The following is a 15674-nucleotide window of genomic DNA, read 5'->3' as shown; positions in this document are numbered from 1 at the left end:
CCGCCTAGGCGGTTGGGCTCCGTGACGGGGTCAGGAGCCCGATCGTCTTAGTGCGGCGTGTCAGCGATCTGCTGGCGGGCCTCGGCCTCTTCTCCTTCCTGGATCCAGGCGTCGAGCAGGGTGTAGGCCACGGCCAGCACGACGGGGCCGATGAACAGGCCGATGATGCCGAAGGCGAGCAAACCGCCGATGACGCCGACCAGGATCAGGATCAGTGGCAGATCCGCCCCCTGCTTGATGAGGTAGGGGCGCAGGAAGTTATCCATGCTGCCGGCGAAGACGGACCACACCAGCAGGAAGGTGCCCCAGGTGTTGTCGCCGCTCCAATAGAGGTAACCGACGCAGGCCAGCAATACCGGCAAGGCTCCGATCTGGGCGATGATCAGCACGAACATCAGAACGGTCAGTACCATGACGTAGGGGATACCGGCGATGAGCAGGCCAAATCCAGCCACGGTGGCCTGCACCAAGGCGGTCACCACCACGCCGAGGGCGACGGCACGGATCGCCTGGGAGGCGAGCACGGTGGCGTTGTCGCCGCGTTCCCCGGCCAGCCGGTGGGCGAAGCGGCGGATCTCGCAGGCGGCCTTCTCACCGGAGTGATAGAGCAGACCGCACACCGCCACCGTCAGCAGGAAGTGGATCACCAGCATGCCGAGGTTACCGGCCTGAGAGGCCAGCCACTTGGCGGTCTGCCCCATGTAGGGGGAGAGCTTGGCAAACAGCACCTGGCCGCCGCTGGCGAGGATCTGGCGCCACAGCTCGAGCAGGCTGTCACCGACCAGCGGGATCTGACTGAGCCAGAGCAGCTCGGGCGGCGTGGAGTGGCTCATGGTGCTGGCCCACTCCAGCAGGAGGGGCACCTTCTCGGCCATGGTGGCGAGCGCCATCGAGAGGGGGATGACAAACAGCAGCAGCAGGGCGCTGGTCATCACCAGCACCGCCAGTGCCCGTTTGCCCCACAGCAGGCGCTGCACCAGCCGCAATACCGGCCAGGTGGCGATGGTGATCATGGTGCCCCAGATGAGGGCGGGCAGGAAGGGGCGCAGCACCCACAGGCTGGAGATGATGAGCATCCCCATAAAGAGGATCCCCAGGGTGATCTTGGCCAAATCACGCTTCTTGTCGTTCATGCTCTTCTCGTCCAAACAGGGGGAGGGTCAGGCACCACCAGATGCCGGCGCTCAGCCACAGGCCGAGCAGTAACAGGGCAAGCCATTGCAGACTCAGGATCAACAGGGTGCTGCCAAGCAGATAGGGTAGCTGCCACATCAGCAGGCCGCACAGCAGGCTGCCGGTCAGTGCCAGCAGGGCCAGTAGCAGGTGAGCGCCGCTCTGGCGTTGCAGTGGCAGGCTCTGGCCCAGGCTGATGCCGACCCCGAGGCTGGCCAGTGCCGCCAGCGCCGGGATCTGGGTCGGCCAGGCCGCCAGCATGGCAAGCAGGCTCAGGGCCCACCAGGCGCGTGGTCGTTCGGCCAGCCGGGCGAGTCGCTCGCTCTGGCTGAGCAGCGCGGCGCCAAGCAGCATGCCGCCAGCCACGTCGCTGGGGAAGTGCACTCCGAGCCGGATGCGGGCCAGCCCGGTCAGCAGGGCGATAAGGCTGGCCCACAGCATGGGGTGGCGGCAGCGCGGCCATCCTTGCAGCAGCAGGCCCCAAAACAGCAGGGCGGTGGCGGTGTGGCCGCTTGGCATACCAAAGCCGCTGCTGGCCTGACTGGCCAATGCCGGATCCAGATGGAAGGGGCGCGGCCAGCCGATGCTGATCTTGAGCAGGGTGATGGCCAGCGCCAGGGTGCCGAGTGCAAACAGCAGACCCCGCAGCCGTTGCCAGCCGAGCCAGGGTAGCAACAGAGGCAGCAAAATAAGGTAGAGCGCCTGCTCCCCAAACAGATTGGCCGCTGCCAACAGGGGGGAGATGGGCTCGAGCCCGTGTTGCAGCAGGCGCAGCCAGGGTAGTTCGGCCCGGTGCAGCAGCATACCTTGTTGGCTGAAATCGCTCAGCTCGGTGATGGCGCTGTCCGATTGGCCTGGCAAGTGGGCGAGCAGCCAGTCGGCATGTTCGGGGAAGCGCAGCGCCACGTCGGGAGCGGTCAGATTGACCAGCCGAGCGCTGAGGATCTCCCCCCCTAGGTTGGGGGCGCCAAGCAGGTTGACGGCGCCATCGGCGGTCACCTGCAACGGCTCGCGGGTGCGGCAGGCAAACACTTCGGTGCGGGAGTGCTCAATGCGCCCGAGATGGCTCAGCACCTCGCCAACGAGGCCGGTCTCTTCGTGCAGCTCGCGCACGGCGGCCTGTTCGGGCGTCTCGCCCCCATCGATGTAACCGCCGGTGATGCCGAAACGATCGGAGACCCGATCCTGCACCATCAGCACCTTGCCCTGATGCTGTACGACGCAGATGGCGGCCACGGGCCCCTCGGCACGGCTGCCAAAGGCCAGTAGCAGCAGCGACCATATCAACCAGAATCTCACCGGGTGTTTCTCGCAAAGGATAAAAGTGCCCATAGGGTCACAGAAAGCACTGACGTCGACAAGGGTTACCGACCCTGCCATGACAGGGAGGGCCTGAAACGGTTATAGTTCTGCCACTCCCTTTAGACTGGTTCACCCATGAAACAATTTGCCTTTTTTGCCGGGATCACCCTCGGCGTCATCTTGATTCTGTTTGGCTGTGTGGTCATCTTTCAGGCCCTGCCGGCGGCGCTCGATGTGTTGGAGATGCCAAGCCGCATCCCCTTCGTGCGCGAGGTCTATGAGTGGTTGATGACCAGTGCCAACGGGCTGACCGCCCAACTCGAGCAGAACTTCCTGGAGGCATTCCAGACGGTACTCAAGTTGATCCTGTTGATGGCGTTCCTGTGGGTCTGCGTCAAATTGGTTCACATGGGGGTATTGCTGATCCGTGCCGGGGTCGATCTCGTTCGTACCGCCATTGAACATGGCGCTCGTGAGAGCACCCCTGCGGTGGAGCCGGTGAGCCGTGAGCGCGCTCACGATCGCTATCAGCCTTAAGCGCGCCCCGCCCAATCAAAAGGCCACCGTGAGGTGGCCTTTTGGTTTTCATCGAAGGTGAGAGTGGCCCTGTCGGCATGACTCAGTTGAGTAGCTGCTCCAGCGCCGCCTCGGCGGCAGCCCGTTGCTGCTCCTGGGTTGCGACGGCGCCGCTGGCCGCCTTGTCGGCGCTCTGCTGAGCCTGACCGACGGCCTCGCTGGCTGTCTTGCTGGCGCTTTGCTGGGCCTGAGTGACGGCCTCGCTGGCTGTCTTGCTGGCGCTTTGCTGGGCCTGAGTGACGGCCTCGCTGGCGGCTTGGTTGGCGCTTTGCTGTGCCTGAGTGACGGCCTCGCGGGCTGTCTTGCTGGCGCTCTGCTGGGCCTGAGTGACGGCCTCGCTGGCGGCTTGGTTGGCGCTCTGCTGGGCCTGAGTGACGGCCTCGCTGGCGGCTTGGCTGGCGCTTTGCTGAGCCTGAGTGACGGCGTCGCTGGCTGCCTTGTTGGCACTCTGCTGGGCCTGACCGACGGCGTCGCTGGCTGTCTTGCTGGCGCTTTGCTGGGCCTGACTCACGGTGTCACTGGCCGCCTGCACCGCTTTTTGTTGCACCCCGTCGACCAGTGACTGGGTGCTGCCCTCAATCAACTGGCCCACCGCCTGCTGTGGATTGCTCAAGACGCTCAGGGTGGAACTGACGGCAGAGAGGCCGCTGCCCACGGCGCTGGCGCTATCGCTCACGGTTTGAACGGCGTTACGGCCTGTGGCCTGCGCGGCGCCGTTGGCGCTGCCCCACCCCTGCATGGCGGTGGGCCAGATCGGGCTTTGGCCGGGTTCGGCAAAGACCTGGGTGCCCTGCTTGTCGACCAGCATGACGGCCATCTGGTTGCTGTCGGCATTCCAGACCAGTCCGGCTTGGTCGGTCACGCCGGGGGCGATTTGGGAGAGGGCGTAGAACAGGGGGCCCTCCTGTTGTAGCTCGTTGGCGGTCTTGAGCAGGTTCAGGGTGGTGTCATAGTGGGGGCCGAGGATGGCGGTCATGCGATCCTTGACCAGCGGCTGCTCGAACAGGTTGGCCTCGTTGGGATCGAAACCGACCAAGGGCTTTAGCAGGGCCCACATCAGTTGGCCGGCCGGGTTGATCAGCAAGGGGGCCACGCAACCGCTCAGCGTCAGGCCGAGCAGTGCCACCTTGAGAAGGGATATGATACGCATCAAAATACGTCCAGGTAATTGATATAATAGAGATTATTGGAACCTTTCCGACGGTGTCAGCGGGCGGGATGAGCTGTTCACCAATTGCTCAGGCAGGTCGGCGCGCAGGCTATCACAACCGTTTGGGAAAGCCAGCGCGGGGGCGCGAATAGATCAACTTTTTGCCGCAATTGGTCGCTTTGATCAGGTAAACCGAGAGTGGGAGCGTGCAATGAGAAGAGTTGGGGTATGGCTAGCGGGGCTGCTGGCCCTCGGCATGGTCGGCGGGGCGAGTGGAGAGATCCTCGCTCGCGGTAACCACGGAGGGACGCGTCTCTTGTTGCCGGCCAATCCGGGTGAGCGGGTCTGCTGGTATGCCGAGCAGCGTTATTCGGAAGGCGCAGTGCTCAACTTGCCGGAAGGGGCCTTGATCTGTGCGCCGCAGAATGAGCAGGAGAGCAATGGCCCGCTCATGTGGCGTACACCAGAGCCGGGCAAGGAGCCCCAACCTGCACCAAAAAACCGGCTGCGTACCGGAGCATGAGGATTTATTGATCCAGCTAAAGACAGGGGGGAGGGGATTGCCGCATAATTCCCGCCCCGGCTAGCAACCTAGGATAGAAGCTCATGGCCCGTCGCTCCTCTTATACCCATCGTCGCCGCAACAGCTGGTGGTTCAAGCGTCTGTTGGCCCGCGAGCGGGCCGAGAGGGAAGATCGTTCGGTTCGTTCCTGATCGGAGTCAGTGGGCCTTGAGTGTGCGGATCACCGCCTCCAGGGTCTGACGGGTTCGACTGATGTGGCGTGGTGCGACCAGCACCACGTCGTTACCGGCCACCGCCCCCATGATCTCCGGGTTGGCGTGGCGATCGAGCATCCGCGCCACCACGGTGGCGGCCCCCGGCGTGGTGTGGATCAGCACCAGCTGCTGGTTGTGCTCCACCGATTTGACCATGTCATGGATCGAGTGGGTGCTGTCTACGTTCTCCAGCTGTTCATCGACTATGGTGTAGACCTTCTTGCCACTGGCATTTTGCGCCTTGGCGACCCCGAGGCGACGCAGCAGGCGCGACACGGTGGACTGGCTGATGTCGGGGAAGCCGAAGTGGGCCAGCTCGCGCCGGATCTCCTCTTGCGTGCTGTAACAGTGGCGGGCAATGATCTGCCGGCAGGCCTCGAGTTGGGCGGTGTCGTGGGCGATCTCGCCGGCGTTCGACAGGCTCTTGGCCATCCTGCATCTCCTTGCTGGCATGCGGGGCATGCGTCTGGTTGAATGGAATTTATGCAGGGCATTGCTCTGAATATTTTCTGATCTTTACAAAAATCCGCTGCATCGCGCGAAAATTATAGCGTTCTGGCCGTTTCCCGATGTGACCGGCTTCAAAAAAGGGGCCAGCCGGCCCCTTTTTAGTCATTTTTCTGCATAAACCTCTTAGAAGAGGGCGCTGACGATGTCCTGAGTGAAGGACTTCTCGCAATATTTGCACTTCATGCGCACCGCCCCTTTCACCTCACGCACCGCAAAGTGGCTGGCCACCGGCTCGTTGTGGGAGATGCAGTTGGAGTTGGGGCACTCGAATACCCCCTCGATGCACTCCGGCAGGGTCAGGTGGTGCTTCTTGACCACCTCGAACTCCTCAATGATGTTCACGGTGGCCTTGGGAGCGAACAGCGCCAGCTGGTTGGCCTGCTCTTCGGTCAGTTGGGTGTTCTCGATCTTGATGAGATCCTTCTTGCCCAGCGCTGCGGATTTGAGGTTGAACCCGACCGTGATGCGCTCACGGGTCTCGATCAGCTGGAACAGCTTGAGGATCTTGATGCCCTGGCAGGCCGGGATGTGGTCGATGACGGAGCCATTGCGGATGGCTTCAACTTGCAACTTCTCGGACATGATCTTCCCCTCAGACAGTTTCATTCAGTACCAGTGACAGCAGGGCTTGGCGTGCATAGACGCCGTTTTCGGCCTGTTCGAAGTAGGCCGCGTGGGGGGTCTTGTCGACCGCCACGGTGATCTCGTCGACCCGCGGCAGCGGGTGCAGGATCTTCATGGTCGGCTTGGCACCCTCCAGGGTCGGCAGGTCGAGGATGAACTTGGCAGCCATGTGCTTGTACTCGGTCTCATCGAAGCGCTCTTTCTGTACCCGGGTCATGTAGAGCACGTCGAGCTCAGGCATCACCTCTTCCATGGTCTCGTGCACGCTGAAGCGGATCCCCTTCTCCTCCAGCTCCTCGCACAGGTACTCCGGCATGGCCAGCGCCTCCGGCGAGATAAAGAAGAAGCGGCAGTTGAACAGGCTCAGCGCCTGGGCCAGCGAGTGCACGGTGCGGCCGTACTTGAGGTCACCGACGAAGGCGACATTGAGGTTGTCCAGACGCCCCTGGGTCTCGCGGATGGTGAAGAGATCGAGCAGGGTCTGGGTCGGATGCTGGTTGGAGCCGTCACCGCCATTGATCACCGGCACGCGGGAGAACTCGGAGGCGAGGCGGGCAGCCCCCTCTTTCGGGTGGCGCATCACGATGGCATCGGCGTAGGAGCCGATGATTTGAATCGAGTCGGCCAGGGTCTCCCCCTTCTTGGCGCTGGTGTTGCCGCCATCGGCGAAGCCGATGATGTTGCCGCCGAGGCGCTGCACCGCCGTTTCGAAGGAGAGGCGGGTACGGGTGGAGGGCTCGAAGAAGCAGCTGGCAATCAGCTTGTCCTGCAACCAGCGGGCGTTCGGGTCGGCTTTCAACCGTTGTGCGGTTTCAACCACCAGTTCCATTTCAGACCGGGTCAGGTCGGAGATGGAGATGACGTGTTTCTTATAGAGCGGATTGGTCATCGTCTGCATTCCCTATGACAGAGGAGAGGTGGAGAGGCAAAAAAAAAGCCCCTGAAACAGGGGCCTTTTTCCAAAACAATTCGGGATCTGCGGGTCGGGAACCGGTAACAACGGCATCGCACCGGGAGAATTCTCCCGCCAGAACCTGAGGCTTCTGAGCGAAAATCGGCGACAACATGACCAGTCCCTTTGCAAAATCGGAAGGATTATAGTGGTGAAAAAAAGTTTGTCAAAACTTTATTTTTGATACCATTTTTGGCATGAAAAACGTTTAAATGTCGTCAACGTGTCGGCATACCCACAAAGCATGGCGATGTTGCAGTGGATGCTGCTGCTGCGCCAGGGTCTGTAGGTAAGCGAGGCGATGGTGCCCCTCCAGCAGGGCCAGTGGGTGTGGCATGGGCGTGCCGTCCGGGTAGCATTCATCGGCGCGGGGGACGAGCACTATGATGGGCTCGGGCCAGGTGCCGTGGCTGGCCATGTACTCAGCCAGCCAGGAGCGGCGCACGTAACGGTTGCTGCGCAGCAGCTCGCTCCAGCGCTCGACCACCTCCATGTGGCGGGTATCCACCTCGGCGAGCAGTTGCTCTGTCTCCAGCATCAAGGGGGAGACTCGCAGCCGGGCCAGATCGATAAAGCTCCAGTTGGACTCGAAACCGCGCCAGTGGCGGTAGAGCCACTGTGCCAGCAGGTTGGGGGGTATATGTGGCAGCAGGGGGGTCACCCGGCTCAGGTAGTCGGGCAGCGACTCGGTGCGATCCTCATAGCGGAAATTGAGGGGAGCAAGCTGTTGCAGTAGGCGGTAGTTGAGCACGGGGCACCTCCCTGTCCGATGCCTTCGTCTCTACCCTACCCCCAAAGGTATGAGTTGCCCACCCCAATGAGGCGCAAGCCGCTCCAGTCAGATGCAAAATCAGATGGTTAGGGATGGAATGTACGAAAAATAGCGGGAAGTGCGTTAACTTTGTGCAATCAGGTGTTGCCAGACAAAAAAAGCCTTTACCTTTGATCCGCGCTTTGTATACTACGCCTCGTTTGTTGCAGGGGCGTAGTTCCAATTGGTAGAACAGCGGTCTCCAAAACCGATGGTTGCGGGTTCGAGTCCTGCCGCCCCTGCCATTAAATTCAAGAAAAGCCGGCCTAGTGCCGGCTTTTTGCTTTTCTCGCCCTCCTCATCTTGCCTTCCCCTGTTCCGGCCATGGCCTAGATCCCCGCACGCGGGCACTCTGCCCTTCGTTGTGGTCATCGGCGCCTGAACACACCGATGAAGAGATCAGCCCTTTTTCCGCTTTGCCTCAACGGCGTTGCCGCAGCACGTTTCAAACATGGCCACTGTGCCGTAGGGATCCTCGTGTCGCCGTCACTGCGCTGGCGGTAGCTGGCGGTCACTTGGTTCAGGGCGCATTCGAGTAGTGTCGAGGCGGGTTATCTCGTACCAGGCGCCGAGGTCGTGTTCGAGATAAAACGGCCAGCCGGGAGCCCGGTGCAGGCGCAGGCCAGCATGGCCAAGAGCAGGATCACCGCGGTGCCCATCGCTATCCCTCCACAATACGCAGCTGCCCTTCGCGAAAGCGGGCCGCCTGTTCGCTCGGCGGGGTGCCGAAGAAGCGTTTGTACTCGCGGCTGAACTGGGAGCCACTCTCGTAGCCGACCCGGCTGGCGGCGGTGCCCGCCTTGAGGCCATCGTGCAGCATCATCAGGCGCGCCTTGTGCAGCCGCAACGACTTGATGTATTGCAGCGGTGAGGTGGCCGTCACCGCCTTGAAGTGGTGGTGGAAGGCCGAGACGCTCATGTTGGCCTCGCGCGCCAGATCTTCCACCGTCAGGTTTTCGGTGAAGCGTTGCTCCATCACCCGCAGCACCCTCGCTATCTGGCTCACCTGGCTGTGGCGGCTGGCCATGGCGAGCAGGGCAGGCCCGCCCCCCTCGTGCAGGGCGTGGAACAGGATCTCGCGCACGATCTGGGGGCCAAGCACCCGGGCGTGCAGTGGCTGGTCGAACACCTCGACCAGCCGCTCCACCGCGCACAGCATGGTCTCGGAGAGGGGCACAGAGTGGACCCCGCGCTCGGGCTCGGCAACCGTGACCGGAGCCGCGTCCCCCATCTCCAGCAGCAGCGCCTGTAGCGCCGCGATGTCGATATCGATGGAGAGCCCGACCAGCGGCTGTGCAGGAGAGGCGAAGCACTCGCACTCGCAGGTCAGCGGCAGGGTCATCATCAGGTAGTGCTCGGGGTCATAGCGGAAGGTGTGCTCGGCCAGATAACCCACCTTGTGCCCCTGCAAGATGACGATCATGCGTGGCCGGTAGAGAACCGGGATGCGCTCATGGTGCTCCGTGGTGTAGATGAGGTGCACCCCGGCGACCGGAGCCGGGGTGATGCCGTGGCGCGGTGCCAGGGTGGCGAGCCGGGCCGCGAGGGTGGACTGGCGTGTGGCGGATGCAGGCTGTTTGTTGTTCATGTCTGGGGAAAAGTAGAAATAGGCAAAAGATAGGCAGAATATTGCCTTGATGGTAGGGCTGTGCTGGAGAAAAATGCAACCATCAAGTTTTATCCTTTTCCTGCTAGGAGAGACCATGCACAACTTTACTCTGCACACCCCGACCAAGATCCTGTTTGGTGAGGGGCAGATTGCCGCCCTGCGCGAGCAGCTCCCTTCCGATGCTCGCATCCTCATCACCTACGGCGGTGGCAGCGTGGTGCGCAGCGGTCTGCTGACGCGCATCCGTGAGGCCCTAAGCGGCATGACCCTGTTCGAGTTCGGCGGCATCGAGCCCAACCCCTCGTACGAGACCTTGATGGGGGCGGTCGAGCTGGCCCGCGCCGAACGTGTCGACTTTCTGCTGGCCGTCGGCGGCGGCTCGGTGCTCGATGGCACCAAGTTCATCGCGGCGGCGGCGCCTTATGAGGCGGCGGACGACCCTTGGCACGTCCTCGAGACCGTTGGGGAGAAGGTGAAAACGGCCATTCCACTCGGTTCTGTGCTGACCCTGCCGGCGACTGGCTCTGAGATGAACATGGGGGCCGTGATCACCCGCAAGAGCACGGGTGACAAGCAGCACTTCTTCTCCCCCTGCGTGATGCCGCGCTTTGCCGTGCTCGATCCGGTGCTCACCTATACCCTGCCGGCCCGTCAGGTCGCCAACGGCGTGGTGGATGCCTTTGTGCACGTGGTGGAGCAGTACATCACCTTCCCGGTGGATGCCAAGGTGCAGGATCGCTTCGCCGAAGGGCTGCTGCTGACCCTGATCGAAGAGGGCCCCAAGGCGCTGGCCGAGCCGGAGAACTATGCGGTGCGCGCCAACCTGATGTGGAGTGCCACCATGGCGCTCAACGGCCTCATCGGTGCCGGTGTGCCGCAAGATTGGGCCACCCACATGCTGGGCCATGAGCTGACCGCCCGCCACGGCCTCGACCATGCCCAGACCCTGGCGGTGCTGCTGCCGGTGCTGCTCGACGTCAAGCGCGATGCCAAGCAGGACAAGCTGCTGCAATACGCCGAGCGGGTGTGGGGGATCACCACGGGTGACGAGGCACTGCGCATCGATCTGGCCATCGCGGCGACCCGAGCCTTCTTCGAGCGGATGGGGGTACCGACCCGGCTGCGCGACTATGGCGTCGATCAGCCGGATGTGACGACCATGCTGGCCAAGCTGCAAGAGCGTGGTTATACCGCCCTGGGTGAGCATGGGGATATCGACCTCGAAACCAGCCGGCATATTTATGAAGCAGCCCGCTAAGGGGCGCACATTGGAAAGAAGCGTCGTAAGTCGCTTCCTGTGACGAGTAGGCGGGCCCGTCGAACGGCTCGCCTGTTACAAAAGTGTTGTTTTTTGAGACATCATCCCCTTACTACCCCAGATCCTGACATTTCTAAGAACAAAATCAGCTAAGATAATGTTCCAGAAAAACATTTTTTTATACTGGTTGGAGCACTGTTGGCGACCAATTCCGCCATCATGGGGCGCTCATTTGGTTTGTTTTTTTGATACTCTGCTCAGACCGGGTGAAAAACCGCCTGTGGACTGAAGACAGTTCGGTTGTCATAAAACTCCAAAATTTGATACTAATCACCTTCGCGCCTGGAAAGCGGGGGAGGGGAGGTAACAGGAGGTTGCCGTGCCTGAGGCCGATTTTCTTCATCAAGGTCCTGTTCGGCCGGCTCAGCGGCCGGGTGGCAACAGACAAAGGTAGCGATTATTTACTAACCATCAGGGAATAGTCATGCAGATTGGAATACCGAGAGAGAGTCTCGCCGGTGAGACCCGGGTCGCAGCGACTCCGGCCACCGTTGAGCAGCTGAAAAAGCTCGGCTTCGACGTGGTGGTGGAGAGCGGCGCCGGCCGTTTCGCCAGCTTCGATGACGCCGCCTTCGTGGCCGCAGGGGCCGAAGTAGCCGAGCGCGTCTGGAACGCCGACCTGATCTTCAAGGTCAACGCACCGAGCGACGCCGAGATTGCCCAGATCAAGGAAGGGGCGACCCTCATCAGCTTCGTCTGGCCGGCCCAGAATCCCGAGCTGGTTGAGAAGCTCTCCCAGCGCAACATCAACGTGATGGCGATGGACATGGTGCCGCGTATTTCCCGTGCTCAGGCACTGGATGCGCTCTCCTCCATGGCCAACATCGGCGGCTATCGTGCCGTGATTGAAGCCGCCCACGAGTTTGGCCGCTTCTTCACCGGCCAGATCACCGCCGCCGGTAAGGTTCCACCCGCCAAGGTGCTGGTCATCGGTGCTGGTGTGGCCGGTCTGGCCGCCATCGGTGCAGCCGGTTCCCTCGGCGCCATCGTGCGTGCCTTTGACACCCGTCTGGAAGTGGCCGAGCAGATCGAGTCCATGGGCGGCGAGTTCCTCAAGCTGGACTTCGGCGGCGAGGATGGCTCCTCCTCCGACGGTTACGCCAAGGTGATGAGCGAGGAGTTCATCGCCGCCGAGATGGCTCTCTTTGCCGAACAGGCCAAGGAAGTGGACATCATCGTCACCACCGCCCTGATCCCGGGCAAGCCGGCTCCCAAGCTGATCACCAAAGAGATGGTCGACAGCATGAAGCCGGGCTCCGTGATCGTGGACATGGCGGCCCAGGCCGGCGGCAACTGTGAATACACTGTGCCGGGCGAGCTGCATGTCACCGACAACGGCGTCAAGATCATCGGTTACACCGACCTGCCGGGTCGTCTGCCGGCCCAATCCTCCCAGCTTTACGGCACCAACCTGGTGAACCTGATGAAGCTGATGTGCAAGGAGAAGGACGGTAACGCCGTCATCGACTTTGACGACGTCATCATGCGCAACATGACCGTCATCAAGGCCGGTGAAGTGACCTTCCCGCCCCCCGCCATCTCGGTCTCTGCGGCCCCGCAAAAACCCGCCGCTGCCAAGCCGGTGGCGAAGAAGGAAGAGGCCAAGCCCTCCAACAAGAAGTTCATCTGGGGCGCACTCGGCATCGCCGCGTTCGGCTGGATCGCGTCTGTGGCTCCGGCTGAGTTCCTGGCTCACTTCACCGTCTTCGTGCTCTCGTGCGTGGTCGGTTACTACGTGGTGTGGAACGTTTCCCATGCCCTGCATACCCCGCTGATGTCCGTGACTAACGCCATCTCCGGCATCATCGTTGTCGGTGCGCTGTTGCAGATTGGCCAAGGGTCGCCCCTGGTAACAGGGCTTGCATTCGTGGCCGTGCTGATTGCCAGTATCAACATCTTCGGCGGTTTCACCGTCACTCAGCGCATGCTGAAGATGTTCCGTAAGGATTAAGGGGGTTTAACGTGTCTCAAGGACTGGTAACAGCATCCTATATCGTTGCCGCCGTGCTCTTCATCCTCAGTCTCGCGGGACTGTCGAAGCAGGAGACGGCCAAGCATGGCAACCTGTTTGGTATCGCCGGTATGGCCATCGCTCTGGTGGCTACCGTGTTTAACCCGGAAACCAGTGGCGTGCACTGGATCATTCTGGCCATGGTTATCGGCGGCGCCATCGGCGTGCGTCTGGCACTCAAGGTCGAGATGACCGAGATGCCCGAGCTGGTGGCCGTGCTGCACAGCTTCGTTGGTATGGCCGCCGTGCTGGTGGGCTTTAACAGCTTCATCGACCTGCACCCGGCTGCCCCTGGCGAAGTCGTGGTCAGCGTAGGCTCTAACCTGGATGCCACTCTGGCCGCCGCCCGTGCGGCGTTCGAGCAGGCCGCCCAGGCGGTACAGGCCGATCACCTGACCGGCGCCATGCTGAACATCCACCTGGTCGAGATTTTCCTCGGCATCTTCATCGGTGCGGTGACCTTCACCGGCTCCGTGGTGGCCTTTGGCAAGCTGCGTGGACTCATCTCCTCCAAGCCGCTGATGCTGCCGCATCGCCACAAGCTGAACCTGCTGGCTGTGCTGGTTTCCCTGGCCCTGATGGTTTACTTCGTCAAGGTTGGCGGCTCCACCACTGCCCTGCTGATCATGACCCTGATCGCCTTCGCCTTCGGCTGGCATCTGGTGGCCTCCATCGGTGGCGCCGACATGCCGGTGGTGGTTTCCATGCTCAACTCCTACTCCGGTTGGGCAGCGGCGGCGGCGGGCTTCATGCTCTCCAACGACCTGCTGATCGTGACCGGTGCTCTGGTGGGCTCCTCCGGTGCCATCCTCTCTTACATCATGTGTAAGGCGATGAACCGCTCCTTTATCTCCGTTATCGCCGGTGGCTTTGGCACCGACGGCGCCGCTTCCAGTGGCGATCAGGAGATGGGCGAATACCGCGAGACCAGCGCCGAAGACGTGGCCGACCTGCTCAAGGGCGCCGGCTCCGTCATCATCACCCCGGGCTATGGCATGGCGGTGGCACAGGCTCAGTATCCGGTGGCCGAAATCACCCAGAAGCTGCGCGATCGCGGCATCAAGGTGCGCTTTGGTATCCACCCGGTTGCGGGTCGTCTGCCGGGCCACATGAACGTGTTGCTGGCGGAAGCCAAGGTTCCTTACGATATCGTGCTGGAAATGGACGAAATCAACGAGGACTTCAGCGACACCGACGTGGTGCTGGTGATCGGTGCCAACGACACCGTGAACCCGGCCGCTCTGGAAGATCCGGGCAGCCCCATCGCCGGCATGCCGGTGCTGGAAGTGTGGAAGGCGCAGACCGTCATCGGCTTCAAGCGCTCCATGAACACCGGTTATGCCGGTGTGCAGAACCCGCTGTTCTTCAAGGACAACACCCAGATGCTGTTTGGCGATGCCAAGGCCAGCGTCGAGGCGATCCTCAAGGCACTGTGATCCTGATGCAAGGATGGAAAAAGGAGGCTGCGGCCTCCTTTTTTTTATCCCGGTTTCTGCATTACCCTCTCAGACTCGGTCTGACATCGTGTTGACCGCTCTTGAGGCCCCACAGGGAGTGTATGCGAGTGAAGTGGTGCTGTTTGCTTCTGGGTCTGCTGCTGGCGCCATTACAGGCGAAGACCCTGCTCATCGGCGGGCTGCTGGAGCCGCCGCTCAAGTACCTGGATCAGGCTGGCAATCCTACTGGCCTGGATGTCGACATTGTCAGCCGCATCTTTGGCACCCTCGGCCAGCCGTTTCGCATCGAGCTGATTGATTCGGGGGCTCGCCTCAGTCGCAGCGCCCGGGAGGGCCGCTACGACATGCTGCTGAGCTACTCCTATCGCCCCGAGCGGGAGGCCTATCTCATCTACCCCGCTGAGTCTCACATCATCCACAGTTGGTATTTCTTCGTGCGCAAGGAGGAGAGGGGGCGCATCCAGTTTGGGCGTCTCGAGGATCTCAAACCATGGCGGCTGGGGCTGACCCGCGATTTTGCCTACACCCCCGAGATCAATGCGATCGAGGGCGATGCATCCTGGCAGGTGCAGGTGGTCAGCATGAACATGCTGCAACTGCGCAAGTTGGCACAGGGGCGCATCGACGTGGTGCCGATGCAACTGGCCAGCGCCTTCGCTCAGATCCACGCCGAGGGGCTGGCGGGGAAGCTCGACTACCTGCCGCGCCCGATCCGCTCGAGCACCTATTTTAACGTCTGGTGCAAGGCCCGCGCCGATGCAGGCACCCCGACCCTGATGCGAGCCTATGATGCCGAGCTGCGGCGGATGAAGGAGGATGGCCGCTTGCAGGACATCTACACCAAGTACGGGGTGCCCTACCGCGAACCCTAGGGTTTGACGTCGCGCTGGATGGGGTTTTGCAGCGAGATCAGGGTCTCGGTGGACTGGATCTCGTCGATGCTCTGGATCTTGCTGATGAGCACGGTCTGCAACTCGTCGATGGAGCGGGTCATCACCTTCATGAAGATGCTGTAGTGGCCGGTGGTGTAGTAGGCCTCGACCACCTCGTCCAGCGCCCGCAGCTTGGCCAATGCCGAGGGGTAATCCTTGGCGCTTTTCAAATTGATGCCGATGAAGCAGCAAACGTCGTAACCCAGCTTCTTGGCGTTCACCTGTACCCGCGTCCCCTCGATGATCCCCGCCTGCTTCATCTTCTCCACCCGCACATGGATGGTGCCTGGGCTGACCGCGAAGCGCTTGGCCAGTTCGGCATAGGGAATGCGCGCATTCTCCATCAGGGCGCTCAGGATGCCCTGATCCAGATTATCGATTCGATAATTTTCAGCCACTTTTTCGACCGCTCTTTAACGATTTGAGATTAAATGGCAGGTTATATTGAATTAAAAAAGGCGTAAAGCGTAAA

Annotated in this window: 15 protein-coding genes and 1 tRNA gene; 7 read left to right on the top strand and 9 right to left on the bottom strand. The window is 61.6% G+C overall.

What is annotated here, in order from left to right; genetic code table 11:
* Positions 1-47: 47 nt before the first annotated feature.
* Both ydiK and FE240_RS15375 read right to left on the bottom strand, forming a co-directional pair.
* Complete coding sequence (ydiK, locus tag FE240_RS15380; RefSeq protein ID WP_193002207.1) at positions 48-1133, bottom strand: AI-2E family transporter YdiK; 1086 nt, start codon at positions 1131-1133, stop codon at positions 48-50.
* Positions 1114-2460 carry a bifunctional NUDIX hydrolase/phosphatase PAP2 family protein gene (locus tag FE240_RS15375; protein ID WP_226798851.1) on the bottom strand — a complete coding sequence of 449 codons (1347 nt, stop codon included), beginning with the start codon at positions 2458-2460 and terminating at the stop codon, positions 1114-1116. Before FE240_RS15375 ends, ydiK begins: the two co-directional genes overlap by 20 nt.
* A gap of 150 nt (positions 2461-2610) precedes the next feature.
* On the opposite strand from FE240_RS15375, the gene FE240_RS15370 reads away from it, so the two are divergent.
* On the top strand, positions 2611-3012 hold the full coding sequence (locus FE240_RS15370; RefSeq protein ID WP_042044935.1) for a hypothetical protein: 402 nt from the start codon (positions 2611-2613) through the stop codon (positions 3010-3012).
* A gap of 82 nt (positions 3013-3094) precedes the next feature.
* Here the strand turns inward: FE240_RS15370 and FE240_RS15365 are convergent, their stop codons facing one another.
* Positions 3095-4201, bottom strand: a complete 1107-nt coding sequence (locus FE240_RS15365) for a hypothetical protein (RefSeq protein ID WP_226798849.1) — start codon at positions 4199-4201, stop codon at positions 3095-3097.
* Positions 4202-4412: 211 nt separating this feature from the next.
* On the opposite strand from FE240_RS15365, the gene FE240_RS15360 reads away from it, so the two are divergent.
* Positions 4413-4724 (top strand): DUF1496 domain-containing protein, encoded by a 312-nt coding sequence (locus FE240_RS15360; RefSeq protein ID WP_193002201.1) that lies wholly within the window; start codon positions 4413-4415, stop codon positions 4722-4724.
* A 197-nt stretch (positions 4725-4921) separates the two neighbouring features.
* Here the strand turns inward: FE240_RS15360 and FE240_RS15355 are convergent, their stop codons facing one another.
* The 4 genes from FE240_RS15355 to FE240_RS15340 form a co-directional block, all read right to left on the bottom strand.
* On the bottom strand, positions 4922-5410 hold the full coding sequence (locus FE240_RS15355) for an arginine repressor (protein ID WP_193002198.1): 489 nt from the start codon (positions 5408-5410) through the stop codon (positions 4922-4924).
* A 201-nt stretch (positions 5411-5611) separates the two neighbouring features.
* Entirely contained in the window at positions 5612-6070 is a 459-nt protein-coding gene (gene pyrI / locus FE240_RS15350) for an aspartate carbamoyltransferase regulatory subunit (RefSeq protein WP_193002195.1), read from the bottom strand.
* Between the two features lie 10 nt (positions 6071-6080).
* A complete protein-coding gene (gene pyrB / locus FE240_RS15345) occupies positions 6081-7001 on the bottom strand; it encodes an aspartate carbamoyltransferase (protein WP_193002192.1) in 921 nt (306 codons plus the stop codon).
* Between the two features lie 271 nt (positions 7002-7272).
* A complete protein-coding gene (locus FE240_RS15340) occupies positions 7273-7815 on the bottom strand; it encodes a hypothetical protein (RefSeq protein ID WP_193002190.1) in 543 nt (180 codons plus the stop codon).
* Positions 7816-8043: 228 nt separating this feature from the next.
* On the opposite strand from FE240_RS15340, the gene FE240_RS15335 reads away from it, so the two are divergent.
* Positions 8044-8120: transfer RNA gene (locus FE240_RS15335), tRNA-Trp, on the top strand.
* A gap of 416 nt (positions 8121-8536) precedes the next feature.
* Here FE240_RS15335 and FE240_RS15330 read toward each other — a convergent pair.
* Positions 8537-9463 carry an AraC family transcriptional regulator gene (locus FE240_RS15330; protein WP_193002187.1) on the bottom strand — a complete coding sequence of 309 codons (927 nt, stop codon included), beginning with the start codon at positions 9461-9463 and terminating at the stop codon, positions 8537-8539.
* Positions 9464-9578: 115 nt separating this feature from the next.
* On the opposite strand from FE240_RS15330, the gene yqhD reads away from it, so the two are divergent.
* The 4 genes from yqhD to FE240_RS15310 all read left to right on the top strand — a co-directional run bounded on the left by yqhD (position 9579) and on the right by FE240_RS15310 (position 15142).
* A complete protein-coding gene (yqhD, locus tag FE240_RS15325) occupies positions 9579-10742 on the top strand; it encodes an alcohol dehydrogenase (protein WP_193002185.1) in 1164 nt (387 codons plus the stop codon).
* 484 nt (positions 10743-11226) lie between these two features.
* A complete protein-coding gene (gene pntA / locus FE240_RS15320; protein WP_193002183.1) occupies positions 11227-12753 on the top strand; it encodes a Re/Si-specific NAD(P)(+) transhydrogenase subunit alpha in 1527 nt (508 codons plus the stop codon).
* An 11-nt stretch (positions 12754-12764) separates the two neighbouring features.
* Positions 12765-14249 (top strand): Re/Si-specific NAD(P)(+) transhydrogenase subunit beta, encoded by a 1485-nt coding sequence (gene pntB / locus FE240_RS15315; RefSeq protein WP_193002179.1) that lies wholly within the window; start codon positions 12765-12767, stop codon positions 14247-14249.
* A gap of 122 nt (positions 14250-14371) precedes the next feature.
* On the top strand, positions 14372-15142 hold the full coding sequence (locus tag FE240_RS15310) for a substrate-binding periplasmic protein (protein ID WP_193002176.1): 771 nt from the start codon (positions 14372-14374) through the stop codon (positions 15140-15142).
* Here FE240_RS15310 and asnC read toward each other — a convergent pair.
* A complete protein-coding gene (gene asnC, locus FE240_RS15305; protein WP_042044950.1) occupies positions 15139-15600 on the bottom strand; it encodes a transcriptional regulator AsnC in 462 nt (153 codons plus the stop codon). The two genes, FE240_RS15310 and asnC, sit on opposite strands and share 4 nt — an antisense overlap.
* Between the last annotated feature and the right edge of the window lie 74 nt (positions 15601-15674).

Origin of the sequence: Aeromonas simiae (assembly GCF_014892695.1) — a bacterium.
GTDB classification, from domain to species: domain Bacteria; phylum Pseudomonadota; class Gammaproteobacteria; order Enterobacterales; family Aeromonadaceae; genus Aeromonas; species Aeromonas simiae.
The sequence above is the reverse complement of the archived record's forward strand: the minus strand, read 5'-3'. Positions and strand labels throughout refer to the sequence as shown.